The organism is Idiomarina sp. D18 (assembly GCF_057748155.1).
The window spans coordinates 155,921-178,282 of the sequence record NZ_CM173240.1; the positions used below are offsets into that span (position 1 = coordinate 155,921).

Sequence of the window (22,362 nt, forward strand, 5' to 3'; positions counted from 1 at the left end):
ATAAAATTAACGAAGTAAAAGCACGGGTATTTGCGAACGAGAGAGTACTCTTGACGTGGTGCTACCCATAAATAGCTGACGTAACTTAGAGTGGCTATATGCCCCCATAACAAGCATGTCGATATTACGTTCTTGTTGAATATCGTGCAAAGTTGATTCAACGTCGCCCGCTCGGATCTCATAGCTGACTTTATGACGAAATTCTTGCAGATGACTGACGGCAGCCTCGACCGATGCCGTTGCATCGGCTGTCGCGGCACCTACCATCACCACATGGATAGGCATGCCGACAAAAAGAGGTGACTCCGCAAGCATTTTTACGCCTTTACGTGACACATCACTCCCATCAAACGCCAACATGACGTTCGTCGGCGCATGGTACTTAGGGGGAACGGCCAAAATTGGACGATGTATATTTCGCACAATAGTTTCAATCTGATGACCAAGCCGATCGCTGTCACATGTTTGTGCTCCATGTAAGCCAATGACGAGGAGTCGCAGGTTATCCTCAAGTGCTGTCAGTGACTCAGCCAAATCACCATGACGCTGACGCACATGCACGTCTTCTGCACCCATTTCTTCGGCTTGATTTTTCGCTGCTTCAAGCAGATGATGGCCATGCTCTAAGGCTATCTTATTACGACGCTCATCGAGTTCGGCTAGCTCTTCGAGCAGCGACTCTCGGCTTCCTAGACCAATATTTCCGGTCATGTCCGAATTCACTGGGTAACGCATTTCGTCAAGTACATGGAAAAGCGTCAGTGGTGTTTGAAGTTGCTTTGCGGACCATGTCGCGTATTGCGTGACAGCATTGGCCATACGCGACTCATCAATACAAGCGATAACGTGTTTCATACGACTTACCTTAATTAATGTCCGATCAAGTCTTTGGTATCACTTTGGTTATGTTCACCAAAGCGGTCGACAATGGTCGCACTTGCTTTATTCAGCCCAATAACATCGACTTTTGCACCTTCACGTCTAAATTTTATAACGACACGATCCAGTGCGTTGACAGCAGTAATGTCCCAGAAGTGAGCTTCGCTTAGGTCAATGACAATCTTATCTACGCCTTCTTTAAAGTCAAAGGCTGCAATAAACTTCTCTGATGAACTAAAGAATACTTGTCCTGCAACTTTGTAAGTGCGGCAGAACGAAGCTTCATCTAAGCTCGATGTGACGGCCATATAATGGCCGACTTTATTAGCAAAGAATACTGAAGCTAATAACACGCCAACAAATACGCCGAGTGCCAAATTGTGAGTCGCGACGACTACTGCGACCGTCGCTAGCATCACAATGTTGGTAGACAATGGATGTTGTTTGAGGTTTCGAATCGAATCCCAACTAAAGGTGCCAATTGACACCATAATCATAACCGCCACTAGCGCAGCCATGGGAATTTGTTTTAACCATTCATCTAAAAACAAGATCAATATCAACAAAAAGGTACCGGCGATAAACGTAGAAAGACGCGTGCGGCCCCCCGATTTTACGTTGATAATCGATTGCCCTATCATTGCGCACCCGGCCATACCACCAAGGAGTCCTGAGCCGATATTGGCGATACCTTGGCCTTTACACTCACGATTGCGATCACTGGATGTATCGGTGAGGTCATCAACAATGGTAGCGGTCATCAGCGACTCAAGCATACCGACAATTGCTAAGCCCAATGAGTACGGAAAGATAATAGCAAGCGTTTCGAAATTGAGAGGTACATCAGGCCATAGGAATACGGGTAACGTATCAGGAAGTTCCCCCATATCACCCACTGTGCGTACATCTATCCCAAAGTAGATGGCAATGACTGTCAGCGATAAAATGCAGATCAAAGGAGATGGTAACAAGCGTCCGATGACAGGGATATAGGGAAAACCGTAAATAATACCCAAACCGGCGAGGGTCATTACGTAAACGTGCCAAGTGACGTTTGTCAATTCAGGTAATTGAGCCATGAATATGAGGATTGCTAACGCGTTAACGAAGCCAGTAACGACGGAACGCGAAACGAAGCGCATGAGTTCGCCCAGTTTCAAGTATCCTGCGACGATTTGTAAAACCCCCGTCAGCAGTGTGGCTGCAAGAAGGTATTGTAAGCCATGCTCTTTAACGAGCGTAACCATCAATAGCGCCATAGCCCCTGTTGCAGCGGATATCATGCCAGGTCGACCGCCGGTAAAAGAGATAATGACGGCGATAGCAAACGACGCGTAGAGCCCGATTTTCGGGTCAACGCCCGCAATAATTGAGAAAGCAATAGCCTCAGGAATCAGTGCTAAAGCAACAACAAGACCTGATAGTACATCACCGCGCAGGTTCGAAAACCAGTTTGCCTGGATAGACTTCCACATAAAACCTTACCAAATTAAAAATACTGTGAGATGGAATGCATCTAGTTTGTATGTCACATGTACGGAGCATGCAGTATAGTTGAGCGAACTGACACGGATGTGACACTGTGGTTAAAGTTCAACCACTGAAGCGCGCGGATTCTAGCACAGGGTTAGGGCGGTAGGCAAAATTGATAGCGTGCGCCGCATGGCGCACGCTGAATATCACTCGAAAGCTTAAAGTCCGAGTTCGGCTTTTCCTTGATTAAACTTAACATCGACTGGAATGCCCGCATCCGATAGCTTATCTAAATCGGACTGTAGCTGAGGGCTAATCACGCCGAGGCGCTGAACTAGCTCACCCACGCCTTGGTAGTTACCGTCACCTTGCAATTGCAAGATTTTCTTCGAAAGACTGGTCATAGCTGCGCGCATTTTTTCCATGTTGATGGCGTATTGACCATCGGCATTGCGAGTAAATGCACCCTCATTGGCAAAGTAGTTAAACCGGATCATGTTAGCTTTACCATGAGCGCTAGAAGCACCAAATCGAACTGAGCGGAAGATACTTGCCATGAAGGTGGTGTAGTAGTCTTGTAGGGTGCCCGTGGTCAGTTCACCTTTCTCAAACAACTGAGTCACCATATATAGACCCAGAATATCGGCCTTGCCTTCTTCCAGTGCTGATGCATGTTCTTTTAATGCAGCGCGCACGGTGCCTTTGTTATTGATTGTGTTTTTAATACCAAGCCCGTGAGCCACTTCGTGGAACATGGTATTCGCGAAGAACGCATCAAAAGTGATATTTTCACGTTGCTCTGGAACAATTAATTGATCTGCAATAGGGCGCAAAATCTTGTCAAACTTAGCACGCATCGCATTTTTAAGCTGTAAGCGGCGAGTGCCCTTTTCAAGTTGCACGTATTCATCGTTTGGCAAGTTGATAGCGATGGTTTTGCTACCCGCGTTAGAATGACCAGCAAAGTAGACCGCATCGTAGGCATTTAGCTGTGCGTTCGCGCCTGGCATTTCTTGCTTGTATTTATCTTCGACAGGCAAGCCGCGTTGTAACTCGGGTAGAAACTGAGCGTATTTAGCAAGTCGATCACTCCACTGCTTGTCTTTTATGAGTACGTAGGCTTCGAATGCTGTTTTGTAGCCAAACAATTGGTCTTCATAGGTCTCAATCGGCCCGATTACTAAGTCGACGTCGTTGTTCTTCATATCCATCCAAGCAAGATCCGATGGACGATAGTCATTACTTAAAAAGGCATCAGCGCGCAGGTTCAAATATTTCGCAAAGTCTGGATCCTCTGCTAGCTCGGCTGCTTGGCGTAACAATTTAGCGGCCTGCTTTAACTCATTAGCATAAGCTTCTGCATAAGGCACGACCTTGAGTTGGCCTGCACTGTCGCGTCGAATAAGTGTGTATTCACTATCTTTCGTATCGCTATCGAGCTCGTTAAACTCCGCTTTACTCATATCCGCAGGGTAAAAGTTTGCTCCAGGTGGCTTCTCACTGAACTCACGTAAGAAGGGTTTATCACCATTGAGTCGATCCCAGGGACCATAATTAATGTCAGCAAATGACTGTGCTTGCGATGGCACTGCGTTTAAGAATGAACGTTTGTCATGCGCAAATGCTTGCTGCCAGAATAGGTCGTCCATGATTTTGGCGGCTTCAATCAATAATCCCAACATGTCTTTTTGATTAGCAGTCAGATGCGAAATGTCAGACGTCAGGGTGTAATCGGTATAAATCCCAAACCGATCCTCAGCACCTTTTACAACGGTATATTCAGACGTTTGCTGAGCTGAAGAAGTTGCCGTTTGGTTCGCTTGTGTTTCCTGAGAAGTTGCTTGTTCTGTACAAGCCGATAAAGCAAGAACCAATGGCGCAATGGTGAAAATTTGTTTTAACATAAGTTTAACTTTGTCAGTATAGTAGTAAAATGAGTTAAGATAATTTAATGCGATGTGGACAATATCGCAAGTTGGGTAACCAATAAGGTATGGAAACGAGTCATGACGGCAACCAATGCACTTTATTTATTGATTGAGGATAGAATACAAAGAGACCAACTCAAACTGCCTGGTTTGCCAGAAACAGCAGAACGTATTCGCGAAGCGACGATCAACCCAGATACCAACCTGCATGACCTTGCCGCAATTATCCAACATGATACAGCATTAAGCGCGCGCTTGATCAGACTCGCTAATAGCGCTTACTTGAGCGGGCGCGCTCGTGCAGAGAGTTTGATGCAAGCACTCACTCGAATTGGACTTCGCCGAATTCGAACGTTGGTGGTTGCCATGGCGGTCGAACAAGTTTTTAATCCACAAAACGATATTGTCAAAAAATATGCGGATAAGTTTGTCAGAGAGTCGCGTGACATTGCAGCAGCATCAGTTATCGTCACACAGCACCTGCATGAGCGCGGCTACTGTAACCGGCTACATCAAGACGTTTCTTTGCTCGCTGGGATGGTATGTCGCATTGGTGTGGCGCCAATACTGAAAATTGCCGATGAATTTGATGATAGTTTTGCCAATCCGACGTTCCTGAATCAAACCATTACGCATTTTGATCGGAGTCTAGGCGTGAGTGTGCTCGAGCACTGGCGATTTGCGCCGAACCTTATAAAAGTGCCGTATTTTTTCAACCGCGGCCGATTCGAAGACTTAAATGATCCGCTCGTGGCAAATTATTGCGATATCGTTCACATCGCGAGTCTATTGACGGGTCATTCACAACCCGTCGAAGGTGCCATGACCTTAGCTGAATATCAGCAACGGGAAATTATCCCCGTGCAAGACTTCTGGGAGAACGAGTCCACCCAGAAGCGTTATCAAGCTTTGCGTACATCACTTAGCTGACATACTCAGTAAGTCATCTAGCAGGGCCCCTAACTCGGCAGAGACGAGCGCTAGATCGCTATCTAGTTTTTGCTCAGGCGATGCATCATTCCAATCATCTTGATCGTCAAGTAACTGGTCGGTGGCTTTAATACGCTTAAGCGCCCAGTCTGCTTCAAGTACACATTCGATGCGCTCATTCCAAACCAAGCCTAATTTCACGACCTGTTTGCCGGCGGTTGCGTGTGCCTGAACATCCTCGCGGGTTAAGTCTTCTTGCTTACAGCGGATAATGCCACCATCAGCTTGGGGCGAACGTAGCTCAAGCTCATCACCTAAATCAAAGCGTGTGGGAAGCGACTGTTTTGTCAACCATTCGGTCAAGACCACTTCCGCCGACTCTGCGAGTGCGATGGGTTTTACTGGTAGCGAACCAAGACTGGCACGGAGGAGTCCAAGTAAATCTTCCGCTTTGTTAGCGCTGGATTCATCAACAATGACGAGTTGACGTTTTAAATCAATATAGGCCCAGGTTCGACGGAACTTACTAAATGCTTGTGGTAGTAATTGGTGCGTAATGTCTTCCTTGATGTTTTTCTTTTCCTTGCCATTGACAGGACGACCCTCGGTGTCTTGAATCGCTTGGACCTTCTGCTCAAGCTCTGCGTTAATGACAGCTGCCGGCAGCACCTTTTCTTCTCGTTGAGCACACACTAAGTAGCTTTGTTCAACAGCATGGTGCAGAACATCGCTCTGAGCACCAAATACAGACGTCCAACCGAAACTGGTCATATCCTGACGTCCACAAGGTTTGAACGCTTGCGCCTCAAGCTGAGACTCAAAGTCCTCGGGTAGTTGGAATGTGTCACTAAAACGATATACGCGGGCGTTTTTAAACCACATAATTAAGCGCCTTTACTTTAAAATAATGATCGGAAAAGAAAATGTGTACGTTAAGCCTTGACCTGGCTCGCTTGTAGCGGTGATTTCACCATCTAATGTTTGTGTGACAAGGTTACGCACAATGTGTGTACCTAATCCACTCCCACCTTGGTTTAATTTGGTTGTAAAGAATGGGTCAAATAGCTTGGCTAACTGCTCCTGATTCATACCCTGTCCATTATCTGAGTAAACCACATGAAGTCTATCGTTATCGTTATCATCGGTGCTGGTACGAATTTTAATCTTCATTTCGCCTTCGCTGATACCTTCGAAGCCATGCAATATGGAGTTAATTATAAGATTCGTAAATATCTGTGACAGAGCACCCGCTGCGCAGCGTACGAAGAGGTTGTCTTGACAATCAATATGGACATGATGATTGTGCTTTTTTAACTGTGGCTGAAGCGATTGTACAAGATCATTGATATAGCGTTTAAGGTCAATATCACGAATCGCATCCGATGTTTGGTCGACCGCCACCTGTTTAAAACTACTGATCAACTCTGATGCGCGGTTGAGATTATTCTCTAACAATTGAATACTCTCGCGACTCTCCTCAATATACTTGGATAATTGTGCTTGAGTGAGCGTTTTATCGTTAAGCATGCGCTCAAGGTTTTCGAGCTTCTCTTTCAGAAATGAATTTGCCGTTACACTAATGCCGATCGGCGTGTTGACGTCGTGTGTAATGCCTGCGACCAAGCCTCCTAAAGAAGCCATCTTCTCTGATTCAATCAACTGTTGCTGGGTATTTTTTAAGTGGTCAAGCGATGATTGCAGGCGCTCGTTCGACTCACGTAAATTAGTCTCCATTGACCGGCGTTGACTGATTTCTCGCTCTAGCTTCTCTTGGCGAATTTCCAACTCATTTTTACGCTGTTCAAGGTCTAACATGACTTGACTTAAACGCGATGTCTTGCGCGCAACCTCTTGCTCGAGAATTGCATTTTGTTCATCTAATTGGCGATTCGCTAATTTGAGTTTGTGCTGTGTGCGCTCCAAATCTTCTTGGTAGTCCTCAATATTATCGATGAGCTGATTATAAGCTTGCTCAATTAACACCAGTTCGTTGTTATGTCGCTCATCAAGCTTAATACGTGAAGCATCCAAGTTATCCAGTCGGAAGCTGTTGATTTGTCGCGTTAGGTCGTTTAGCGGCTGGTTAAGCATGCGTTGGAATGCAATACCAAATAAAATCAACAGGAAAGCACTTTTGATGATTGCATTACCAACGATAAAGGCGAGACTAATTTTGATACGGTCGATAGCAATATCGCGCGTGGTGAACAAAGAGACATCACCAACGCGAGTCGAGTGCCCAGAAAACTCGAAAATAAGCGCGTTGTAAAAACCGAAAGTACCGTTTTCTTCTGGTAGCACATAGCCTTCGGAAGCGCGTTCAGGTAAACCATCCACGGGTAGTGTTTCACCAATTTGAATAACAGGCTTACCACTTTCGTCTCTTATTAGTACGCCAGCAATCGCCGGAATGCTAATCAAGCCGTCAGCAATGGTTTCAATTTGAGGTGTGTTAAATTCCCACAACGATCGCGTGAGCGAGCCATTAAAGGTACTTTGTTGGTTTTGCAGTTCCGCAACAAGGACACGTTTTGTGTCAAAGTACTCTGCACCGATTTGTACCGCCGTGACTGTTAGCGTTAATAAAAAATAAACGGACAGAACGCGGGTGAGAAGTGAATAAGATATGCTTTTATAAGCCATAATAAGTTGTAATTAGAGCGCCGCTTACCTAGTTTAAAGACTTTCATTAAACTAATCGATTCACCTCATAGACGCAATCTTTATCGTTGTCACAAAGTTGACATATTTACGTCATTAAGCTGTCACGAAAAATCACTAAAGTTGTCGCATCTTTCATCTGGGTGTTTAAAAATTCACCAACCTAAGTAAAGGGTCACATATGAAGTTGCTAGCGACAAGTACAGCCATTGCAATGGCTTGCGTTCTATCAACCTCAGCATTGGCACAGGATAAAACCTTAGAGCCAGTCGTTGAGAACGCCACCGACATCAATGAGTCTGCACGCGAGGCTCAGCTTACAGTAGACAAGATTTCTGATTCCATGCAAGAACGCATGCAGCAATACAAGCAGATCATGAAAGAAATCGAAGGTCTGCAAGTTTACACCAACCAACTTCAAAATCAGATCGATGATCAACAGGTTGAGATGGCTGATTTAAACCAGTCGATTGACCAGGTCAGTTACGTGGAGCGCCAGATTACTCCATTAATGATTCGCATGGTTGATGCGTTAGATACTTTTATCGAACTCGATGTGCCCTTTTTAGAGCAAGAGCGTGATGAACGCATTGCGGGTCTGCGCGATTTGATGAGTAAAGCGAACGTGGACGTGTCTGAAAAATTCCGTCGTGTTATGGAAGCCTATCAAATTGAGACAGATTATGGTCGCAATATTGAGGCTTATACAGCTGAGCATTCCATTGATGGGCAAGTTCAAGACGTGACCTTCTTACGCGTAGGTCGTGTGGCATTGATTTATAAATCGCGCGATGGACAACATCTTGGCATCTGGGACAACGACAGTAAGCAGTGGATGGAACTTGACCAGGCTCATCGTCCCGCTGTTGAAACTGCCATCCGTATCGCACGTAAGCAGGTTGCTCCCGATATGTTGATGCTACCGCTCGTCGTGAATAAAACCGCGTCAACTAACGCTGCCGACTAAGGAGTCCGAAGATGTCGATGAAACCAATCAAGTTAATACTCAGCGCAGCACTGACCATGGGTTTGGTGGCAGGCGCAAATGCGGCACCTAAGCCACAAGATCCAATCAACCTTGACCAGTTACTTGAGCAATTACAGCAAGGTAAATACGCACAGTCGGAAGAAAACAAAGCTCGCTTAGAGCGTTTCCGTCAGCAGGAGCAAGAGCAAAAGCAAATGTTGCGCGATGCCATCGCACAGCGTCAAGCGCTTGAGCAACAAGCGTCAGACTTAGAGACACGCTTTGAAAGCAATGAGACTCAACTAGGTAACTTGCAAGATACCTTGACTCAAAGCATGGGCTCATTGAAAGAACTCTTTGGTGTACTACAGCAAGTGACCAATGATGCTGCGGGTAGCTTCCAAAACTCTGTTATTTCAGCTCAGTACCCCGGCCGTTCTGATGAGCTAAAGCAGTTATCTGAGCAAATCAGTAACTCGTCTAAACTGGCGTCTATCGAAGATATCGAGAAAGTTTGGCTGGCGCTACAAAAAGAAATGACCGAGTCAGGCAAAATTGCCGAGTTCTCTGCGCCTGTGACTGAAGCTGATGGTGAGAAAGACGTCGAAGATGTCTTACGTGTTGGGGCATTCAACCTTGTTGCAGATGGCGCGTACCTTGAATATAACGCAACCACTGGCAACATCGCTGAATTAGTCCGTCAACCCGCAGGACGTTTCACCGAGAGTGCTGAAGAGTTGCAAGACGCCTCAAGTGGTGTTGTCGCATTTGGTTTAGATCCAACCGGCGGTTCGATTCTTGGATTATTGGTACAGGCGCCTAGCTTAAAAGAGCGGGTGGACCAAGGTGGTACTGTTGGCTACATCATTCTTGGGCTTGGCTTAATCGGTCTATTGATTGCACTTGAGCGATTCGTATCACTCATGCTCATTGGCAATAAAGTAAAGCGCCAACTTAAAGCGCCACAACCGAAAGAAGACAACCCGCTGGGTCGCGTCATGTTGATTAAAGACAAGTTCCCTGATGCGGATACAGAAACACTCGAACTCAAGCTGAGTGAGGGCATCTTACGCGAAGTACCGAAGATCACCCGCAACCTCACGTTTATTAAGATCATCTCGGTTGTCGCGCCGTTGATGGGTCTATTAGGTACGGTAACCGGTATGATTAATACCTTCCAAGCAATTACCTTGTTTGGTACCGGTGACCCGAAAATGATGGCGGGTGGTATCTCGCAAGCATTGGTGACCACGGTGCTTGGCCTTGTCGTCGCGATTCCAATGACGTTGCTATTCGCGATGTTGCATACACGCAGTAAAAACATGATCCACATTTTGCAGGAGCAAGCATCAGGCATTATCGCTGAACGCTCTGAGCGAGGAGAATAGTCGTGTTATTTCTGATTGAATTCAGCAATGCGATTAGAGATTTCATCGAGGCCGGCGGGCATGTCCTGCTGGTCATCGGAATCCTAATTTTCAGTATGTGGCTGATGATACTCGAGCGAATTTTTTACTTTTTCAATGGGCACCGTAAAGCGGTCAAAGACGCACGCAAACGTTGGAAAGAGCGTGACGATAAATCGTCTTGGAATGCTGAGCAGATTCGCCAAGCGATGATTTCACGTGTTGCGCTGGGTCTGGGAGGTAATTTGCCGGTGATAAAAGCGTTAGTCGCTTTATGTCCTTTGCTTGGGCTGATGGGTACCGTGACCGGCATGATCGAGGTGTTTGATGTGATGGCCATTACAGGTACCGGGAGTGCTCGCTCGATGGCTGCGGGTGTCTCAAAGGCTACTATCCCTACCATGGCCGGAATGGTTGGAGCATTATCTGGAGTATTTGCCGCGACTTGGTTGCAGCGTACAACGCGCCGCGAGCGAATGAAATTAGAAGATCGAATTTTATTGGAGCGTCACTAATATGAAACAGCATTTTGCCAATTTAGTTGAAGAAGAAGAGAGCGCTATCGACATGACGCCGATGCTCGACGTGGTCTTTATCATGTTGATCTTCTTCATTGTGACAGCCTCATTCGTAAAAGAGTCGGGCATTGATGTTAACCGCCCAGATGCCGCTACAGCTGTGCAAAAGAATCGCGCCAATATTTTGGTTGCAATCAGTGACTCGAATGAAGTGTGGATTAACAAGCGTCAGATTGATTTACGCGCGGTTCAGGCGAATATCGAACGCCTTTATGCAGAGAATCCACAAGGCTCAGTCGTAATTCAGGCCGATGAAGAGTCAAACACTAAGACCTTGATTGAGGTTATGGATGCCGCACGAGCTGCCGGTGTGTTCGATGTTTCAGTAGCAACGGATGAGCAGTAACTATGAGATATATTGCCGCGCTATTAGTTGCCGCTGCAGTCACCATCGGGCTGTTCTATTTAATGCAGTCATTAATTAGCTCGGGTGAGGGCGCGATGTCGGAGCCGGTAAAGGGCAGTGTTTTGGACTTCGTGCGTACGCCGGAACCAGAGCAGGTGCAGGAAAAAGAGCGCAAGCCCGAACGCCCGCCGGAACCTGAACAGCCACCGGAAGATTTACCACAACCCGATATGAGCTCAGACGTTGATACAGATAGCTCGGGGTCTTATGACTTCAGCGCTGATGTCAGTGCCAGTGCGGATATTGGTAATGGCGCCTCGTTACAAGCGAGCGATGGTGAGTACTTGCCCATCGTTAAGGTTCAGGCAACTTATCCGCGTCGTGCACTTCAACGTGGCATTGAGGGCTATGTGGTAGTCGAGTTTACGGTCACCAAGCAAGGCTCAGTGAAAAATCCGGTTGTTGTCGAGGCAGAACCTCAAGGCATATTTGAAGACTCAGCCATGGAAGCCGTACTTAAGTTTAAGTATAAGCCACGCGTTATCGACGGTGAGCCGGTAGAAGTCGAAGGGGTGCGTAACCGTATGACCTTCGAAATGAATTAAGGTGAGGTGAGCAATGAAACATTTTCTATTAAGTGGCGTAATTGCTTGGGTTGTAGGTACGACGCTCGTTCAGCCTGTACTGGCTCAGACAACAGAGCGTGTACCCGCATTGCGTGAAAAAGTGTATAGCCAATTAGCTCGTGCTCAACAAGAAGCTGAAGATAATGGCGTGCAAGCTGGCTTGGCTGCGTTGAAGTCGGTTGAGGATCGTGCGGATAGTATGAATAGCTATGAACGTGCGATGCTTTGGAACTTCTATGGTTATACCTATTACGACAATGAACAAGTCGACAAGGCGATTGACTACTTTGCAAAGGTGGTTCAAGAGTCACCCATTCCGGAGTCGCTCAGAAAAAATACGCTGTTCAGCTTGGCTCAGTTAAGCTTAACTGAGGGGAATTTTCAAGAAACGCTGGATTACCTCGATCTATGGGAAAACGTGGCCAAGGCGGATGAGCTTAGCAAGGCTTGGGTCCTCAAAGCCCAGGCACTGTATCAAGCAGAGCGTTATGCGGAATCCTTGCCATTTATTCAGAAAGCCATTGCGGCCGCTGACAAGGAAGATAAAGCACCTCAAGAAAATTGGTTGATACTCGCTCGAGCTATTCATTATGAACTGAAGCAAACTGAGCAAGTGGCGGCTGTGCTTGAGCGCTTGGTAAAACTCTACAGTAAACCAGAATATTGGCTACAACTAGCAGGAGTTTACGGTCAACTTGATCAGACTAAGAAGCAACTAGCAGTACTTGAAGCTGCAAATCAGCAAGGGTTTATCGATACGGCTGGAGAATTGCGAAATCTTGCGCAGGTTTACTATATTAATCAGTTACCGTACAAAGCGGCGAAGATCATGAAAGACGGTTTTGACGCTAACAAGATTGAGACAAACCTGGCTAATCGTAAGTTTTATGCGCAAAGCTTGATGCAGGCGCGTGAATATCAGCAAGCGTTGGATGCCTATTTGTGGGCTGACGAAGTCAGTGAAGATGGCGAAATGTTAGCGCAGGCAGCACACGTTGCACTCAATCTGGATAAAAATCAGCGTGCGACGGCGTTAGCTAAACAGGCACTTGAAAAAGGCGAAGTACGTAATGCGGGTAACTTGTGGTTGCTGCAAGGTATGGCCGCGGTCAACCAACGTCAATACGAACAAGCCGTCGAAGCGTTTGCTAAAGCGCTTGAGTTTCCAGAGAGTAAGGCGGCAGCTCAGCAATGGCAACGTTATGCAAAAAGCCAAGTTGACTATCAAGCGCGTGTTAACGAAACCGCAATGAATTAGTCACGTTTTTGCAATAAAAGGTACATAAAGTAAGAAAACTGTAATAAAATCTACACGATGTTTTAACTAAACGTTCATTTTCACGCGTAGTTCACGACAAAAACCGTAAACTGCGTTAATGACTGAAACAATCGTGTGGATTTTATGCTTCGATATTTTATGTATGCAGCATTGATGTGCAGTTCGATAAACGCATACGCGAGCGACAAGAGTGATGCGCTAACCGTCTACGGTCGTGCCAACATTGGTTTGCTATACAGTGATATTGCGGATCAAGATGATACGGAAGTCAGAAGCTACTCATCCCGCTTTGGCTTGAAGGGCCGTCAGTCGCTCGACAATAATCTTGAAGTTTTTTATCAATTTGAGTGGGGCGTCGACCTCGCTGGCTTTGATGAAGATAATTCTATTAGTGATCGTAACCAAATCGTGGGTCTGCGTAGCGATTTTGGTACCGTCATGTTAGGCCGCTATGATACGTTTCTGAAAGACTCACAAGGTGCTGTTGACCAATTCAAGGACTATACAGCCGATCTGAAATACCTATTCAAAGGCGAAGTCCGTGCTGATAATAGCCTGACTTATTACTCGCCCGCTTATAAAGGTTTCAAACTGGGCTTTACCTACGTATTTTCGGACGATGATAGTGTAGACGACGGTCAATCGTTTGGCCTCATTTACGGGGATGAAAAGCTCAAAAAGAGTAACGTTTATGCCGCGTTAGCATTTGATAATGAGGTGGCAGGCTTTGACATCGTGCAATTCTCTTTCGCCACTAAGGTGAATGATTTCAAGTTAGGTTTTGCAGCTCAAGATTACCAGTCAGTGGATGGTATAATCAGTGCTCAGGGCGTGTTGGTCAGTGCCGCTAAACGCTATGGCGCTTGGGTGCCTAAGGTTCAGTATCAAGTTATTAAAGATGATGAGCGAGATCATTCGATCTCTATCGGCAGTGATTACTACCTCGGTGATAACACACGTTTGTTTGCCTTTTACACCGCTCGTAACCGCGATATTCAGCAGCAGATAACAGAAGACTACCTTTCTATCGGTATACGTCACGATTTTTCTTGGTAAGATAGAAGCGCGATGAGCAGCTACTCTTTGGCTGCTCTATCTATTGAGCCAGATAATCGAGTGACGTCATGACGAATCTTATTGTACTTGCCATCTATTTGTTGATTGGTGTGGTGATTAAACGCGCTGGTAAGTTTCCGGATAACACCGCGCAAGTGCTCAACTTGTACGTCATTTACGCCGCTTTACCCGGTGTTATTTTTACCAAAATTCCTGACTTACATTTTTCTTCCGATCTCATTATTCCAATTATTACTCCATGGCTACTATTGGCAATGAGTGCCGTTATGGTATTACTGCTAAGTCGTTGGTTTAACTGGTCGCGGGAAGTCACCGGTGCCCTGCTGATTTGCGTACCGCTAGGTAATACCTCATTTTTTGGCTTTCCGATGATTGAGGCGTTCTATGGCAGTGATGCGATTGTATATGGGTTGCTCTACGATCAGTTTGGCTCGTTCTTTGGATTAGCCATTTATTCGACAATTATTATAGCGCTGTACCGTCCACTTGCTGCGGGTGAATCAGCAGAACGTCCGCGCATTGTGGATATCATCAAGAAAATCGTGCTGTTTCCACCGTTCATTTCGCTGATAATCGCTCTAATAATCAAAGATATGGCTTACCCTGAGGTGTTCTCGGTGCTAACTGAGTCGTTGGCGGTTACATTGGTGCCTGTCATCATGGTGGCTGTTGGGTTCCAGCTAAAATTTCGTTTGCCAAAAGGCAGCAAAACGCCACTCACCGTCGGTTTATTGCTTAAATTACTGGTGATGCCAGCGGTGACATTATTGGTATTAGCATCGACCACGGGCATTGAATCGACTTTGGTACAAGTCACTATTTTTGAAGCCGCAATGCCGCCCATGATAACGGCGGGCGCGGTTGCCATCATGGCTGGTTTGGCACCGATCTTATCGGCCGCTATGGTGGGCTACGGTATCTTGTTGGCATTCATCACTTTACCGTTATTACATCAATTACTGCAGTGGTTGGCATGACTGCGTGACAATGTCACAAAAGTGACCTAGTTTAATAAAACTGTCATAATAATTGTTAATACTATGTCGCATAGTTTAACGAGTCAGGAAACCAATCAATGCCGCGTAGAATTCTCATAGTAGAAGATGAAGCACCTATTCGCGAAATGCTGAGTTTTGTCATGGAGCAACATGGTTATCAAGCCGTGGAGGCTAAGGACTATGACAGTGGTCTTGCCAAAATCGCAGAGCCCTATCCCGATATGGTGCTGTTAGACTGGATGCTACCGGGCGGTTCAGGTATTCAGCTTGCCAAGAAAATTAAGAGTGATGATTTCACGCGTAACATTCCAATTATTATGCTCACTGCGCGCGGCGAGGAAGAAGACAAAGTGCGTGGACTCGAAGTGGGTGCCGATGACTACATTACAAAGCCATTCTCGCCCAAGGAACTGATGGCACGGATGCGCGCAGTATTCCGTCGCGTTGCGCCGACCGTCTTGGATGAACCTTTAGAGATAGAGGGACTAAAGCTTGATCCTGTTTCACATCGTATTTCTACGCACGATCGTAGTATCGATATGGGACCAACAGAGTTTAAACTGTTGCATTTCTTTATGACGCATCCGGAGCGTGTATACAGCCGCGAGCAGCTACTCGATCAAGTTTGGGGTACCAATGTTTATGTAGAAGATCGCACCGTTGATGTGCACATTCGTCGCTTGCGTAAAGCGTTACATGAGCACGGTTACGATCGTTTGATCCAGACGGTTCGTGGCGTCGGCTATCGCTTTTCAAGCCGGTAACAGAAGGTTATGGATAGAGAATACAGCAGTTTTGGTGCACTTAAGGGGCTTGTTCTCTATCTAGTGCCTTTTGCCATTATTGGTGCCATATTGGGCATCTTTTGGCAAGCGATGTCGCTATCCATGGCAGGCCTTTTGATATGGCACTATTATTATCAGCAAAAATTGACCGATTGGCTCTGGAATAGCCGTAACTTAATGCCGCCCACGGCGCCAGGCAGTTGGTCTTACATTTACGACGGGATTTACCGAAACCAGCGTCGTAGCCAACAACGGCGTCGGTCGTTAGCTCAGTTACTTCGTCGCTTCCGTGAAGCAGCCGAAGCGCTTCCAGATGCAGCCATTGTGTTTCGACGTGATGGCTCATTGTTATGGAGTAACCAACTCGCGCAATTCTATTTTGGTCTTAAATGGCCAGATGACGCGGGTATGCGCCTATCAAACTTAATCCGTCATCCCGAATTCTTTAGTTACCTGAGTAAAGGTAATTTTGAAGAAGCGCTGACAATTCCCTCACCTGCCCGCGACTCGTTAGATATTGAGATTCGGGTAATGCCTTACAGTGATGATCAATATCTCTTAGTCGCACGCGATGTCACTCAAATTAAGCAATTGGATAATCTGCGTAAAGACTTTGTAGCGAATGTTTCGCACGAACTAAAAACACCTCTGACGGTATTGCAAGGGTATCTTGAAATGGTTGAGGACCCAGCGATGACTCCGCCGGCAATGATGACCAAAGCGGTGGGTGAGATGCAACGTCAAAGTGAGCGTATGCGATTGCTTATTGATCAACTGCTTGAGCTTTCTCGCATGGAAACACCATCGCATGATGTCTTTGAACGGGTAGTGGATGCACCTTCATTACTACAACAGTTGCAAACTGAGGCGGAAAAATTAGCTAAAACAAAATCTATTAATGTTCACTTTGATGTGGCGCCCGTTAAAGTTTACGGCAAAGAGGATGCGTTACGGAGTGCAATGCAAAACCTCATTACCAATGCCATTCGTTATAACCAAGAAGGGGGTGATATTCGGGTCACTTGGCAAATGGTCGGGAGTGAGGTTGAGTTCAGTGTCGAAGATACTGGGCCGGGGATTGCCTCGGAGCATTTACCAAGGCTGACTGAACGCTTTTATCGTGTTGACAAGGATAGAAACAGTGAGCGCGGCGGCACCGGTTTAGGTCTTTCTATTGTTAAACAAGCGTTGCAACATCATAACTGTGAGCTACAGGTGAATAGTGCCTTGGGCAAGGGGTCGCGCTTTTGGTTCCGTTTACCTGCTGGACTCAGAGTCACCGGCAAACGTCATTAAAGTGACTTTTTTTTGTCATAAATGTCATTAAACTGTCACACAAATCTCATAAACTGCTGAAAATACGGTCAACTGGTTTTGTGAAAGTCACGTGAGGACAAACAGCATGAACAAGTTCAACAAGGCAGTCAAACAGCTTTTAGGCCTCAGTGTGATGATGGCACTGATGAGTCCTGCACACGCGACGGATGACTTACCAAAATACGAGAAAGTGTCGGGCTTGTCCGGCAATCTATCTTCGGTAGGCTCTGATACCTTAGCCAACATGATGACATTCTGGGGTGAAGAGTTTAAACGCATGTACCCTAGCGTAAACATTCAAATTCAGGCTGCGGGCTCTTCGACTGCACCACCGGCACTGACTGAAGGTACAGCGAGCTTTGGACCGATGAGCCGTGCCATGAAGTCCAAAGAAATAGAAGCATTTGAGAAGCGCCACGGTTATAAGCCGACACCCATTCGTGTCGCGATCGATGCGCTGGCGGTGTTCGTTCATAAGGATAATCCGGTTAAAGGTCTGTCGATTGCGGAAGTCGATGGTATTTTTTCTTCGACACGAAAATGTGGTTTTCCAGAGCCTATCACTCGCTGGGGTCAACTCGGCTTAACAGGCGATTGGGCGAGTAAAGATTTGCAGTTGTACGGCCGCAACTCGGTGTCAGGTACTTATGGCTACTTTAAAGAAGCGGGGCTGTGTGACGGTGACTTTAAGGCCAATGTAAACGAACAACCTGGCTCTGCTTCCGTTGTACAATCGGTTTCAACGTCGCTGAATGCAGTAGGCTACTCGGGTATCGGGTACGTCACCTCAGGCGTTCGCGCGGTACCGATTGCCCGTGGCGACAGTCACGAGTTTGTCTCAGCAACCCGTGAAAATGCTTTGGCGGGTAAATATCCTTTAGCTCGTTTCTTATATGTTTATGTGAATAAGCACCCGAACCAACCGTTAAGTAAAGCTGAAGCTGAGTTCGTAAAGATGATTTTGTCTCAGCAGGGACAAGCTATTGTCGACAAGGACGGTTATATTGCATTGCCCCGCGCTATCGTGGATGCTGAGCTTAAAAAATTAGGTTTGCATAACGCAGAATAAACAGTGTTATTCAGTTAAATAGCCAGCGCCCATGCGCTGGCTTAACACGTTAATAGGAAAGGTATGGACAGGCAAACAGAGCAGCAACTAAAAGCGAGTCAGGCGCGCTTATTAAAAGATAGGCTGGCACGTGTCGGTGTTACCACCGGTGGTGTTTTGGTGCTGGTTGCGCTGTTGCTTATATTTTTCTATTTGCTTTATGTCGTGCAACCGATTTTTGAATCCGCTTCGGTCAAGCCGATGCATAGCTTTGACATTAAAGCCAATGACCAAACTTTGGCTCTGGGAATGGAAGAACAGGCTGAAATTGGTTATCGCTTTGGCGCATCCGGCAAAGGTGAGTTTTTTGCCTTACAAGATAATACCTTTTCAGAACGTAAAATCGGCGATGTGATTGAACAACGTATGTTAGTGCCGCAAGGCAAAATTACTAGTTTCGCGCGCTCTTTACCGGTTAATCAGCAGTTTGTCTATGGGTTAGATAATGGGAAAGCCCTTATTGTGCAGCCCAAATTCAGCGTCACTTTTCCAGAGACGGCTCGTACACAGGGTACTCGTCAAGTCGAACGACTGATTATGCCGCGCTTTGAGGTACTCAATAATGAACAACCGTTGCAAGTCGATGAGCAGGGACGTCCACTTGAGCAGTTGGCTTATGCGACGGATGGCGAAGGTATGCTGATGGCGGCAGTCACTGGTGCTGATACGTTACTGATTACAAAGTTTGCAGCAGAACAAAACTTTTTGACAGGTGAGATATCACTCACACCTAAATATGAACAACGTAAAATGACCGCTTCGATACGAGATATTGCGGTTACGCCCGATTTAAATAAAGTTTTTGCACTGATTAATAACCGAATTGTGGTTTACTCAGTCAGCATGTCCGGTGCAGTGAGTGAAAGCCAAGTGATCACGCTTAACGGGCGGCAGTTTGGCCAGGCGCAATCATTACACTTGATGCCCGGTGCCGCCACCGTATTGGTCACCCATGAAAGTGGTGTTATCTCACAATGGTTTGAAGTGCCCACTGACGAAGGACGAACGTTTAAGTACATTCGCCAGTTTGATGCCGGCGGACAAATTGTTGACTTAGAAGTCGAGGACTATCGTCGTACATTTTATGCGGTGACCCACGATGGCAAGCTGAATGTATTTCATACGACGTCTGAGGCGGACCTCTATCATGAGGCTTTGCCTAACCGAGAAACACAAATGATCACGATCGATCCGCGTGCTAACCATCTCTTAGCTGAAGCCGGTAATGAGCTAACATTATTCAAATTGAGTAATGAACACCCGGAAGTGACGTGGAGCGGATTATGGGAACAGGTTTGGTATGAAGGTTATCCAGAGCCTTCGTATACCTGGCAGTCAACTTCGGGTTCGGACGACTTTGAGCCTAAATTTAGTTTAGTGCCGATCTCGTTTGGTACGATCAAAGCTGCACTCTATGCCATGTTGTTTGCCGTACCCATTGGTTTAGCGGCTGCAGTTTACACGGCTTACTTTATGTCGCCCTCAGTGCGTAAAGTGGTTAAACCGACTGTTGAGATTATGGAGGCACTACCGACGGTTATTCTAGGCTTCTTGGCGGGACTTTGGTTAGCACCGATTATTGAAGCTTATTTGCCCGGTGTGCTGGCGGTGATTATCTTAACACCGTTGTCTATTATTGGCTTCGCTGCACTTTGGCAGTTATTGCCGTCCCAATTGCGTAATACGTTAGGTGAGGGGCGTGCATCGTTAATTCTCGTGCCGCTTGTGTTATTCGTTGGCTGGTTATCCTTTTCAATGAGTCCGTGGGTTGAGGCCGTATTATTCGACGGCAATGTACGCGGCTATTTGACCAATGAGTTAGGCGTCACCTTTGATCAGCGAAACTCGTTGGTGGTAGGGATAGCCATGGGATTTGCGGTGATACCGACCATTTTTTCTATCGCAGAGGACGCCGTATTTAGTGTTCCTAAGCACTTGTCTAATGGTTCATTAGCGCTCGGTGCGACACCGTGGCAAACGCTGACTAAAGTCGTATTACTGACAGCAAGCCCCGGAATCTTCTCAGCGATAATGATGGGGCTCGGACGCGCTGTCGGTGAGACTATGATCGTACTTATGGCGACAGGTAACACACCGATTATGGATTGGAATATTTTCGAGGGTATGCGCACCTTATCAGCCAACATCGCGGTCGAGATGCCCGAATCCGAAGTGGGAAGTTCGCATTATCGCATTCTTTTCCTAGCCGCATTCGTGTTGTTCATCTTCACGTTTTTCTTTAACACCATCGCCGAGTTTGTCCGTCAACGGTTACGTGACAAATACAGTTCGATGTAGGGCTGACAGTTAGAGGTTACTCATGAAGCAATGGTTTAGAACTGGAAAGCCTTGGATTTGGTTGACGGCTGGCGCGGTGAGTGTGAGCTTGGTGGCGGTTATAGGCTTAGTGTTAATGATTGGTTGGCGTGGATTATCATTTTTTTGGCCGACAGCGATTCATCAAATGACCATCGAAACAGCATCGGGCGAGACACGCACGCTTATCGGCGAAATCTATGATAGCGAAGAAGTACCTATTGACCGTGTCCGGCAATCAGGTGTTGAGGTCGATGCGAGCGAAGGTGAACTGATTACACGTTACTTGATGAAAATCGGTAACCGCGAGTATGTGCCGTTGGACTTCACTTGGGTGGTCGAGCCAACTATTGTTGAAGATAAAACACCCACTGATATGGCGATCATTGAACGTACAAAAGACGGAAATTTCTATGGCCGTATCATTGCGATTGAGCAACAAGGTGAGCGAATCGCTGGGTATGAAGAAGCTGATTTCCGCGAGGTGTTATTCGATCGTGTTGAGCGCGCAGTCGAACTGCACGATGAGGGACAAGCGCTACAGGAAGATGAAATTGGCCGGATCAACTATCAGTTGAGCGAATTAGGCTTGGAGGAACGCCGCTTAAAACTTGAAGGACAATTAACTGAGCAGGCCTTGGCACGCCTTGAAGCGGAGCGAGAGCGGTTACAAGCGGAATACCAAACGTTAGAAAAAGCGTTGTTTGAGATTCGTGATCGAGCCGCACGGGATACGCTTATTGTCGAAGATTTTCGGGGCGAAGCGGTTGCTGTGCCGTTGTACCGCGTGTTGGATGTTAACTTCCCGAACGACATGCATTTACTTGCAAAGATCGGTCATTTTTTCCAACAAATTGGTAAGTTTGTCTCCGAGCCACCTCGTGAAGCGAACACCGAAGGCGGTGTTTTTCCGGCAATTTTTGGTACCGTATTCATGGTGCTGTTGATGTCGGTGATTGTTACGCCTTTTGGCGTCGTCGCGGCAGTCTATTTGCACGAATATGCAGGCAAAAATCCAGTGACCAAGCTGATTCGGATTGCCGTGATTAATCTCGCGGGTGTTCCGTCGATTGTTTATGGTGTTTTTGGTCTCGGCTTTTTCGTCTACATGGTCGGAGGTAGCATTGATCAAGTGTTTTACCCAGAAGCACTACCCAATCCAACCTTTGGTACGCCAGGCGTGCTGTGGTCTGCGATTACTTTAGCGATCTTAACCTTGCCAGTGGTGATTGTTTCGACGGAAGAAGGGCTTGCGCGTATTCCAAGTAGCTTACGTGAGGGCTCGTTGGCACTAGGTGCGACTAAATGGGAAACCATCTGGCGAATTATCGTACCTATGGCGTCTCCGGCAATAATGACCGGCCTTATTCTTGCGGTGGCTCGCGCGGCAGGCGAAGTGGCACCGTTGATGTTGGTTGGGGTGGTTAAATCTGCGCCAATGCTTCCGGTTGATGGCAACTTTCCTTACTTCCATCTAGATCGCAAATTTATGCACTTAGGGTTCCATATTTACGATGTCGGCTTCCAAAGTCCTAATGTAGAGGCTTCGCGCCCGTTAGTTTATGCGACATCGTTTTTACTGATTACTGTGATTGTTGGACTCAACCTCACGGCCATCGGTGTGCGCAATCACTTACGTGAGAAATACCGTGCACTTGAGCAATAATCACTTAGCAATAGAAGGGCAG

19 protein-coding genes are annotated in these 22,362 nt (G+C 46.6%); 14 read left to right on the forward strand and 5 right to left on the reverse strand.

The features are described 5' to 3' along the window. Window positions 1-6: 6 nt before the first annotated feature. From AC3AP5_RS00700 to AC3AP5_RS00710, 3 genes are all read right to left on the reverse strand, one after another. Window positions 7-855, reverse strand: a complete 849-nt coding sequence (locus tag AC3AP5_RS00700; RefSeq protein WP_487326898.1) for a universal stress protein — start codon at window positions 853-855, stop codon at window positions 7-9. A gap of 14 nt (window positions 856-869) precedes the next feature. Then, entirely contained in the window at window positions 870-2,354 is a 1,485-nt protein-coding gene (locus AC3AP5_RS00705; RefSeq protein ID WP_272977409.1) for a SulP family inorganic anion transporter, read from the reverse strand. 216 nt (window positions 2,355-2,570) lie between these two features. After that, window positions 2,571-4,256: a dipeptidyl-peptidase 3 family protein gene (locus AC3AP5_RS00710; RefSeq protein WP_272977408.1), complete on the reverse strand. Its 1,686-nt coding sequence runs from the start codon at window positions 4,254-4,256 to the stop codon at window positions 2,571-2,573. Window positions 4,257-4,358: 102 nt separating this feature from the next. Here AC3AP5_RS00710 and AC3AP5_RS00715 point away from each other — a divergent pair, with 102 nt between their 5' ends. Continuing rightward, window positions 4,359-5,210, forward strand: a complete 852-nt coding sequence (locus AC3AP5_RS00715; protein WP_006956351.1) for an HDOD domain-containing protein — start codon at window positions 4,359-4,361, stop codon at window positions 5,208-5,210. Here AC3AP5_RS00715 and rdgC read toward each other — a convergent pair. Beyond that, a complete protein-coding gene (gene rdgC, locus AC3AP5_RS00720) occupies window positions 5,199-6,092 on the reverse strand; it encodes a recombination-associated protein RdgC (protein WP_272977406.1) in 894 nt (297 codons plus the stop codon). The genes AC3AP5_RS00715 and rdgC overlap by 12 nt on opposite strands. A gap of 12 nt (window positions 6,093-6,104) precedes the next feature. Next, window positions 6,105-7,853 carry a sensor histidine kinase gene (locus AC3AP5_RS00725; protein WP_006956349.1) on the reverse strand — a complete coding sequence of 583 codons (1,749 nt, stop codon included), beginning with the start codon at window positions 7,851-7,853 and terminating at the stop codon, window positions 6,105-6,107. Between the two features lie 199 nt (window positions 7,854-8,052). On the opposite strand from AC3AP5_RS00725, the gene AC3AP5_RS00730 reads away from it, so the two are divergent. The 13 genes from AC3AP5_RS00730 to pstA all read left to right on the forward strand — a co-directional run bounded on the left by AC3AP5_RS00730 (window position 8,053) and on the right by pstA (window position 22,340). Continuing rightward, window positions 8,053-8,838 carry a DUF3450 domain-containing protein gene (locus tag AC3AP5_RS00730; protein WP_006956348.1) on the forward strand — a complete coding sequence of 262 codons (786 nt, stop codon included), beginning with the start codon at window positions 8,053-8,055 and terminating at the stop codon, window positions 8,836-8,838. A 17-nt stretch (window positions 8,839-8,855) separates the two neighbouring features. After that, window positions 8,856-10,226 carry a MotA/TolQ/ExbB proton channel family protein gene (locus AC3AP5_RS00735; protein ID WP_287830417.1) on the forward strand — a complete coding sequence of 457 codons (1,371 nt, stop codon included), beginning with the start codon at window positions 8,856-8,858 and terminating at the stop codon, window positions 10,224-10,226. A gap of 2 nt (window positions 10,227-10,228) precedes the next feature. Further along, window positions 10,229-10,759: a MotA/TolQ/ExbB proton channel family protein gene (locus tag AC3AP5_RS00740; protein WP_006956346.1), complete on the forward strand. Its 531-nt coding sequence runs from the start codon at window positions 10,229-10,231 to the stop codon at window positions 10,757-10,759. Window position 10,760: 1 nt separating this feature from the next. After that, on the forward strand, window positions 10,761-11,168 hold the full coding sequence (locus AC3AP5_RS00745) for an ExbD/TolR family protein (protein WP_006956345.1): 408 nt from the start codon (window positions 10,761-10,763) through the stop codon (window positions 11,166-11,168). A gap of 2 nt (window positions 11,169-11,170) precedes the next feature. Next, entirely contained in the window at window positions 11,171-11,773 is a 603-nt protein-coding gene (locus tag AC3AP5_RS00750) for an energy transducer TonB (RefSeq protein WP_006956344.1), read from the forward strand. Between the two features lie 13 nt (window positions 11,774-11,786). Beyond that, complete coding sequence (locus AC3AP5_RS00755) at window positions 11,787-13,052, forward strand: tetratricopeptide repeat protein (RefSeq protein WP_287830413.1); 1,266 nt, start codon at window positions 11,787-11,789, stop codon at window positions 13,050-13,052. A 144-nt stretch (window positions 13,053-13,196) separates the two neighbouring features. After that, window positions 13,197-14,129, forward strand: coding sequence for a porin (locus AC3AP5_RS00760; protein ID WP_487326899.1), 933 nt, complete (start codon window positions 13,197-13,199; stop codon window positions 14,127-14,129). A 68-nt stretch (window positions 14,130-14,197) separates the two neighbouring features. Beyond that, entirely contained in the window at window positions 14,198-15,127 is a 930-nt protein-coding gene (locus tag AC3AP5_RS00765) for an AEC family transporter (protein WP_287830410.1), read from the forward strand. 98 nt (window positions 15,128-15,225) lie between these two features. After that, complete coding sequence (phoB, locus tag AC3AP5_RS00770) at window positions 15,226-15,912, forward strand: phosphate regulon transcriptional regulator PhoB (RefSeq protein WP_006956340.1); 687 nt, start codon at window positions 15,226-15,228, stop codon at window positions 15,910-15,912. A gap of 9 nt (window positions 15,913-15,921) precedes the next feature. Then, window positions 15,922-17,229 (forward strand): phosphate regulon sensor histidine kinase PhoR, encoded by a 1,308-nt coding sequence (gene phoR / locus AC3AP5_RS00775; protein WP_006956339.1) that lies wholly within the window; start codon window positions 15,922-15,924, stop codon window positions 17,227-17,229. 106 nt (window positions 17,230-17,335) lie between these two features. Continuing rightward, window positions 17,336-18,319, forward strand: a complete 984-nt coding sequence (locus AC3AP5_RS00780; protein ID WP_006956338.1) for a PstS family phosphate ABC transporter substrate-binding protein — start codon at window positions 17,336-17,338, stop codon at window positions 18,317-18,319. 63 nt (window positions 18,320-18,382) lie between these two features. Further along, window positions 18,383-20,656 carry an ABC transporter permease subunit gene (locus AC3AP5_RS00785; protein ID WP_272978361.1) on the forward strand — a complete coding sequence of 758 codons (2,274 nt, stop codon included), beginning with the start codon at window positions 18,383-18,385 and terminating at the stop codon, window positions 20,654-20,656. Between the two features lie 22 nt (window positions 20,657-20,678). Then, a complete protein-coding gene (gene pstA / locus AC3AP5_RS00790) occupies window positions 20,679-22,340 on the forward strand; it encodes a phosphate ABC transporter permease PstA (RefSeq protein ID WP_006956336.1) in 1,662 nt (553 codons plus the stop codon). The last annotated feature ends 22 nt before the right edge of the window (window positions 22,341-22,362 follow it).

What these genes read in the sequence shown, in the direction of transcription:
- AC3AP5_RS00700 (WP_487326898.1), bottom strand. Translation starts at nt 855, where the DNA reads ATGAAACACGTTATCGCTTGTATTGATGAGTCGCGTATGGCCAATGCT.
- AC3AP5_RS00705 (WP_272977409.1), bottom strand. Translation starts at nt 2,354, where the DNA reads ATGTGGAAGTCTATCCAGGCAAACTGGTTTTCGAACCTGCGCGGTGAT.
- AC3AP5_RS00710 (WP_272977408.1), bottom strand. Translation starts at nt 4,256, where the DNA reads ATGTTAAAACAAATTTTCACCATTGCGCCATTGGTTCTTGCTTTATCG.
- AC3AP5_RS00715 (WP_006956351.1), top strand. Translation starts at nt 4,359, where the DNA reads ATGACGGCAACCAATGCACTTTATTTATTGATTGAGGATAGAATACAA.
- rdgC (WP_272977406.1), bottom strand. Translation starts at nt 6,092, where the DNA reads ATGTGGTTTAAAAACGCCCGCGTATATCGTTTTAGTGACACATTCCAA.
- AC3AP5_RS00725 (WP_006956349.1), bottom strand. Translation starts at nt 7,853, where the DNA reads ATGGCTTATAAAAGCATATCTTATTCACTTCTCACCCGCGTTCTGTCC.
- AC3AP5_RS00730 (WP_006956348.1), top strand. Translation starts at nt 8,053, where the DNA reads ATGAAGTTGCTAGCGACAAGTACAGCCATTGCAATGGCTTGCGTTCTA.
- AC3AP5_RS00735 (WP_287830417.1), top strand. Translation starts at nt 8,856, where the DNA reads ATGAAACCAATCAAGTTAATACTCAGCGCAGCACTGACCATGGGTTTG.
- AC3AP5_RS00745 (WP_006956345.1), top strand. Translation starts at nt 10,761, where the DNA reads ATGAAACAGCATTTTGCCAATTTAGTTGAAGAAGAAGAGAGCGCTATC.
- AC3AP5_RS00750 (WP_006956344.1), top strand. Translation starts at nt 11,171, where the DNA reads ATGAGATATATTGCCGCGCTATTAGTTGCCGCTGCAGTCACCATCGGG.
- AC3AP5_RS00755 (WP_287830413.1), top strand. Translation starts at nt 11,787, where the DNA reads ATGAAACATTTTCTATTAAGTGGCGTAATTGCTTGGGTTGTAGGTACG.
- AC3AP5_RS00760 (WP_487326899.1), top strand. Translation starts at nt 13,197, where the DNA reads ATGCTTCGATATTTTATGTATGCAGCATTGATGTGCAGTTCGATAAAC.
- AC3AP5_RS00765 (WP_287830410.1), top strand. Translation starts at nt 14,198, where the DNA reads ATGACGAATCTTATTGTACTTGCCATCTATTTGTTGATTGGTGTGGTG.
- phoB (WP_006956340.1), top strand. Translation starts at nt 15,226, where the DNA reads ATGCCGCGTAGAATTCTCATAGTAGAAGATGAAGCACCTATTCGCGAA.
- phoR (WP_006956339.1), top strand. Translation starts at nt 15,922, where the DNA reads ATGGATAGAGAATACAGCAGTTTTGGTGCACTTAAGGGGCTTGTTCTC.
- AC3AP5_RS00780 (WP_006956338.1), top strand. Translation starts at nt 17,336, where the DNA reads ATGAACAAGTTCAACAAGGCAGTCAAACAGCTTTTAGGCCTCAGTGTG.
- AC3AP5_RS00785 (WP_272978361.1), top strand. Translation starts at nt 18,383, where the DNA reads ATGGACAGGCAAACAGAGCAGCAACTAAAAGCGAGTCAGGCGCGCTTA.
- pstA (WP_006956336.1), top strand. Translation starts at nt 20,679, where the DNA reads ATGAAGCAATGGTTTAGAACTGGAAAGCCTTGGATTTGGTTGACGGCT.